This is a genomic window from Kaarinaea lacus (assembly GCF_975902315.1).
Genome location: NZ_CDLKIE010000295.1, coordinates 1 through 5,872, shown reverse-complemented (window position 1 = coordinate 5,872; position 5,872 = coordinate 1). Strand labels below are relative to the sequence as shown.

At 45.1% G+C, this 5,872-nt stretch carries 4 protein-coding genes; 3 read left to right on the top strand and 1 reads right to left on the bottom strand.

Annotated features, from left to right (window positions below; all coding sequences use genetic code 11):
- From gnd to ACWVCM_RS09295, 3 genes are all read left to right on the top strand, one after another.
- Positions 1 to 1,148: decarboxylating NADP(+)-dependent phosphogluconate dehydrogenase (gene gnd, locus ACWVCM_RS09305; protein ID WP_455201465.1), on the top strand; the 1,148-nt coding region annotated here is incomplete at its 5' end.
- Between the two features lie 36 nt (positions 1,149 to 1,184).
- Positions 1,185 to 2,687 (top strand): glucose-6-phosphate dehydrogenase, encoded by a 1,503-nt coding sequence (gene zwf / locus ACWVCM_RS09300; protein WP_455201464.1) that lies wholly within the window; start codon positions 1,185 to 1,187, stop codon positions 2,685 to 2,687.
- Between the two features lie 327 nt (positions 2,688 to 3,014).
- Positions 3,015 to 4,067, top strand: coding sequence for an LbtU family siderophore porin (locus ACWVCM_RS09295; RefSeq protein WP_455201463.1), 1,053 nt, complete (start codon positions 3,015 to 3,017; stop codon positions 4,065 to 4,067).
- Positions 4,068 to 4,486: 419 nt separating this feature from the next.
- Here the strand turns inward: ACWVCM_RS09295 and der are convergent.
- Positions 4,487 to 5,872, bottom strand: a 1,386-nt coding sequence (der, locus tag ACWVCM_RS09290; protein ID WP_455201462.1) for a ribosome biogenesis GTPase Der, incomplete at its 5' end; no start/stop codon positions are given.

The following is a 5,872-nucleotide window of genomic DNA, read 5'->3' as shown; positions in this document are numbered from 1 at the left end:
CTTACCTCGATGCAGGCGATATCATTATCGATGGCGGAAATTCACTGTTTACCGATACCCAGCGACGTTGTAACGAGCTACAGGCACAAGGTATCCATTACATAGGTATGGGTGTCTCAGGCGGCGAGGAAGGTGCACGGCACGGACCATCACTAATGCCGGGTGGACATGAGGCTGCCTGGCCTGAGGTGAGTAAAATGTTTCAGGCCATGGCTGCAAAGGTGGGGGACGCTGCCTGTTGTGAATGGATCGGCACTGGCGGTGCTGGCCACTACGTGAAAATGGTTCATAATGGCATCGAATATGGTGACATGCAGTTGATCAGTGAAGCCTATCATTTATTGCGTTTTGGTCTCGGACTGCCTGTTGAAGCTTTACAGCAAATTTTCGAGGATTGGCAGCACGGTGTACTGGATTCCTACCTTATAGAAATCACCGCGCAGATCCTTGGTGTTAAGGATGACGATGGCCTACCACTGGTGGATAAGATTTTAGACAGTGCCGGACAAAAAGGTACTGGTAAATGGACGGCAATTGACGCCCTGGAAAACGGTATACCCCTGACACTGATTGGTGAAGCAGTCTTTGCCCGTTTCCTGTCATCTTTAAAAACACAGCGCGAACATGCCAGCCAGATGTTACCCGGACCGGGAACAACCCGGGTGCCACACGAACCGGAAATGATTCAATTCATTCAGGACGCATTGTATGCATCAAAAATCATTTCCTATACCCAGGGCTTTATGCTGATGCAACAAGCATCGAAACAAAATGACTGGCAGCTTAACTACGGCAATATTGCGTTAGTGTGGCGCGGGGGGTGTATTATTCGCAGCCGTTTTCTAGGCAACATTAAACAGGCCTATGAAGAAAATCCAGAGCTTGACAACCTGTTACTCAATGATTTTTTCAAAAACGCCATTGAACAATCTCAGAGCGGATGGCGTAAAGCAATACAGTTTGCTATTGAGTGCGGCATACCGACGCCGGCATTTTCTTCAGCGTTAGCATTTTATGACGGCTATCGTACGGCACAACTCCCCGCCAACCTGTTACAGGCACAGCGCGATTATTTTGGTGCCCATACTTACGAACGTATCGATAAACCGCGTGGAGAATTTTTTCATACCGACTGGCAACAGAACTAAAGCAGATGGTAATACTGAATCAGGAGCATTTTTTTTATGAAAATTATTGAACCGTGCACCTTCGTCATCTTTGGTGCAACCGGGCATTTGTCACGCAACAAACTTATGCCTGCACTTTACCATCTGGAAGTAGAACACAGCATACCCGAAGGTTCTCTAATCCTGTGCCTGGGACGCAGTGAATGGACGAGTGAAAGCTGGTGCGAGGAAGTTAGAACCTTCATCAAAAACAAAGTTCGTGGTGGTATCGATGAGACAGTTTTTACACGCTTTGCTGCCAGGCTACGTTACATGCAAGGTGATCTCAACGATAATGAACTCTATAAGAATATAAAATCCTTGCTGGAAACCGATGCCAGCTATTCCGCCAATGCTGCATTCTATATGGCGCTGCGGCCGGCAGAATTTGGGGTAGTTATTCAAAAACTGGGCGAATCTGAACTGGTAGACGACACCCATGGCTGGCGAAGAGTTGTTATCGAAAAACCTTTTGGCTCCGATCTGGAGAGCGCTGAAACATTACAACGCAAACTCCACCGCTACCTGCGTGAAGATCAGATTTACCGCATCGACCATTACCTGGGGAAAGGCACGGTACAGAACATTCTGGTGTTCCGTTTCGCCAATGTAATGCTGGAGCCTTTATGGAACCGTAACTACATCGACCATATACAGATTACCCATTCAGAGGTCGATGGCATAGAAAGTCGGGCCCATTACTATGACGGGGCTGGCGCATTGCGTGACATGGTACAGAGTCACTTACTACAATTGTTGACCCTGGTTGCCATGGAACCCCCGGCCAATATGGATGCAGAAGCATTGCGGGATGAGAAAGTAAAAGTGCTCAAGTCTATTCGACCCATTTCGCAAAGCGCGGTACGCGCTATGTCATTTCGTGCCCAGTATTCCAGTGGAATGATAGGAGGTAAAAAAGTCAATAGCTACCTGGAAGAAAATGGTGTTGCGCCTGACAGTACCACAGAAACTTATTCAGCTCATAAGTTTTATATTGATAACTGGCGCTGGCGTGACGTCCCGTTTTTTTTGCGAACTGGTAAACGCCTGGCCGAAACTCAATCTGCGATCAGTATTCGTTTCAAACACCCACCACAGCACCTTTTTCGCAACACGGTGGTAGACCGCCTGAAACCGGACTGGGTTTTATTAGGCATCCAGCCCCAGGAATGTCTGCGCATTGAATTACAGGTTAAAGAACCCGGATTAACCATGACACCCCGCTCGATTAGTCTGGATGCCAGTTTTAGCGACGCGGAACCCGATGAAAAACTCGATGCCTACGAGAGTCTATTGCTGGACATCATCGAAGGCGATCAGAGCCTCTATCTTCGCTATGATGAAGTGGAATGGGCCTGGCGTGTAGTAGACCCCATATTGCGTGTATGGGCCACTGATCGTGACTACATTCATACTTACCCCGCAGGAACCTGGGGGCCACAGGAATCGCGGCAACTATTCGTTACTGAAGACCAGTTCTGGCGCCACTCCTTAAATCCTAACGGTGATGATGACATGTGACAAAACACCGTATCTGCGCTTCGACAGGTTATCAAACATACTATAGTCGAATCAGCCAGGATACTTGACCGAATTAACCAGGTGCCTGGCTTGAATATTCTTATTTTCCGCTTGTGTCATAATTTTAGCTAATCGAGTATCAGGCTAAAAAGCTGTTTTTCTGAGTTTCTTCACTTTTCAAATGAAAAATTACAGAAATCCCTTATAATAACGAGTAAATTATAAGCAAAGCAAAGTATCGATTGCCGGTGATGCAAAGGTCAGTGCTGCGATTGATCAATCGATATTGAGTGCCGCGCAAGACAGAAAAAACCGAAGGAGGTATCGATGGTTTTTCGCCGTAAAATAATAAATCCAGCATTTACCAGATTTTTCATTTTAGTTTTATTCTTTACTTTTTCAGAGCAGTTACTGGCAGCATCCAGCGAAATCAGTGGCTTGTTAAAAGTGGATGCGCAATTTAGCGAAGAATTTGATGGCTCCAGTTCCAGTAATATTATTATCAACGATGCGGAAGTTCACTTCGAGTCAGAGATAAGTGAATGGATCGCTACCCATATTTCACTCCTTTACCGGCAACACGATAATCCATTAATTGAAGTCGACCTTGAGTTAGACAATGCATACATTGAGTACGGCAACGCATTCCAGAGTTCATTCTCAGCCCAATTCGGTCAGCTTTATGTGCCTTTTGGTTCATTTGAAACCAATATGGCTTCTGACCCACTCACCCTTACGCTTGCCCAAACACGAGAAGTGGCATTCGTTGCTGCCTACGACAGCGGAATTAACGCCGCTATTTATTTATTTAACGGCGATCTCATGGAATCTGGTGGTGAAGATTCCATAGACAATGTTGGCGTTAATCTGGGTTATATTTATGAAGGACAGTCCACTTACCTTGATCTTGGCGTTGGATACATCAATAATTTTGGCGAATCTAAATACCTGAACAACATTATATTACTAAATCAATCAGGCCAAACAGAGATAAGTGAATATGTGCCGGGGATAATTGCGCATTTGACTTTGCATTGGGGATCTTTTCAGATTATTGGAGAGCTGGCAGCTGCAACCAAAGAATTTGCGGATGGTGAAATATATCTTAATCAAAAAAGTAAGCCTAGCGCCACTAACCTTGAGATAGGATACAATTTTGGCAAAGCCTGGAATATGGCTCTGGGTATGCAGGATAGTGTTGATATGTCAGGCTACATGCCAGAATCTCGGATTATGTTTGCTACTTCATACATGATTGACGATTCCACTCGAGCAACATTTGAATACGCCTATGATACCGATTATGACAACAGCAATCCTAACGACGTTACTGGCAATTCAGGTTCCACCATTACGCTCCAGGTTGCCGCTAACTTTTAACATTTAGTTTCAGTAAAAACAAAGCCCCGCATTGCGGGGCTTAAAGACTAGTACATGGAACGTCAAACTTTCACTGGACTTAACATTGTTACGACACATCATTACAACGGTTACGACACATCGTTACAACGCCAGCTCCAGTAAAGTTGTGAAAATTATTATCTCTCTCCCAAAAATTTCTTTTCACAACGCACAGTAAAATACAATATTCATACCAGCATCAATAAAAGTCCTGCTTTCAATAGCTTGCTAAAATATTATTCTGCTCGTATATAAAATTGTAAAATTTTCCGACATTGCATGTGAATATTTGTCATCCAAACAAGGTAACTACTGCGCGCAAGTTAAACAAAGTTGATAAGTTTTCCGACAATGTTTCTATGCGATACAAGGTTAGTTGTGTCGGCCTGGCTTAATTGTCATTTCGACTTTTTAATATGGCGTTTGAGTCGCTTCTTTTTGTCTATTTGACGTCTGGTGAGTGTATTGCGTTTGTTTTTATAGGGATTCTCACCGGTAACGAAATCAACACGAACAGGGGTACCTTCCAACTGCAGCGTCTGAATAAAATAATTAACCAGATAGCGTTGATACATTTGTGGCGTCTTATCTGTTTGATTCCCATGTATCACAATTATCGGTGGATTTCGCCCACCCTGGTGCGCATAACGTAGCTTTATCCGACGCCCCTTGACCAAGGGCGGCGGATGCGCATCAACAGCACTTTCCAGTATTTTTGTCAGCTTCGAGGTCTGTACATCAATCATGGCGGACCGGTAGGCGTTCAACACCGGCTTGAACAAGTTCCCTACGCCAGTTCCATGCAATGCTGAAACATATAGCACGTGCGCAAATTCGCAAAACTTTAGTCGACGATCCAGTTCAGTCTTAACACGATCACGCTGATCCTGCGTCAATCCATCCCATTTATTAACCGCGATAACCAGGGCTCGGCCCGTATCTAATATAAATCCCAGCAAGTGCGCATCCTGATCCGTTATCCCCTGCTGCGCATCAATCACCAGAATAATCACGTTCGCATGCTCTATAGCTTGCAAGGTTTTTATGACACTGAATTTTTCCAGCTTGTTATCAACTTTTCCTTTGCGCCGTACGCCGGCTGTATCAATCAAAACATAGGCCTGATCTTCACGTGTGAAGGGTATATAGATACTGTCTCGCGTCGTCCCTGGCATATCGAAAGCCAATACCCGTTCTTCGCCCAGAATACGGTTAACCAGCGTCGATTTACCCACATTAGGTTTGCCAACTACAGCAATTCGAATGCCTTCCGGCTGCTCTTCTTCGTCTTCAGCGGGTGCCTGCTGCTCCAACACAGATTGAACCAGAGATTTAACACCATGATTGTTGGAAGCACTGATGGGGACAGGCTCACCTAACCCCAATGCATGGAATTCAGGTAAAACAACATCTGTATTTAAACCATCGATTTTGTTTACTACCAGCTTTATATTTTTACCTGTGCGACGCAAGCGTTGTGCTATTTCTTCATCCGTTGCAAGCAAGCCCTGACGTGCATCAGTAAGAAACAAAATGATATTTGCTTCATTAACTGCCTGCCATACCTGATCAGCCATCAAGTTATCCAGGCCGCTTGAATCATCACTCAACCCACCGGTATCAATGACAATGAAATCCCTGTCATCAATTTTCCCCTCGCCATATTTGCGGTCACGGGTTAAACCCGGTTGATCCGCCACCAGGGCATCCCGGCTTCGCGTTAAACAATTAAATAACGTGGATTTTCCTACGTTGGGTCGACCCACCAGGGCGATAACGGGTTT

Excerpts from the sequence above, each read along its gene's own strand:
- zwf (WP_455201464.1), top strand. The coding sequence starts at position 1,185 with ATGAAAATTATTGAACCGTGCACCTTCGTCATCTTTGGTGCAACCGGG.
- ACWVCM_RS09295 (WP_455201463.1), top strand. The coding sequence starts at position 3,015 with ATGGTTTTTCGCCGTAAAATAATAAATCCAGCATTTACCAGATTTTTC.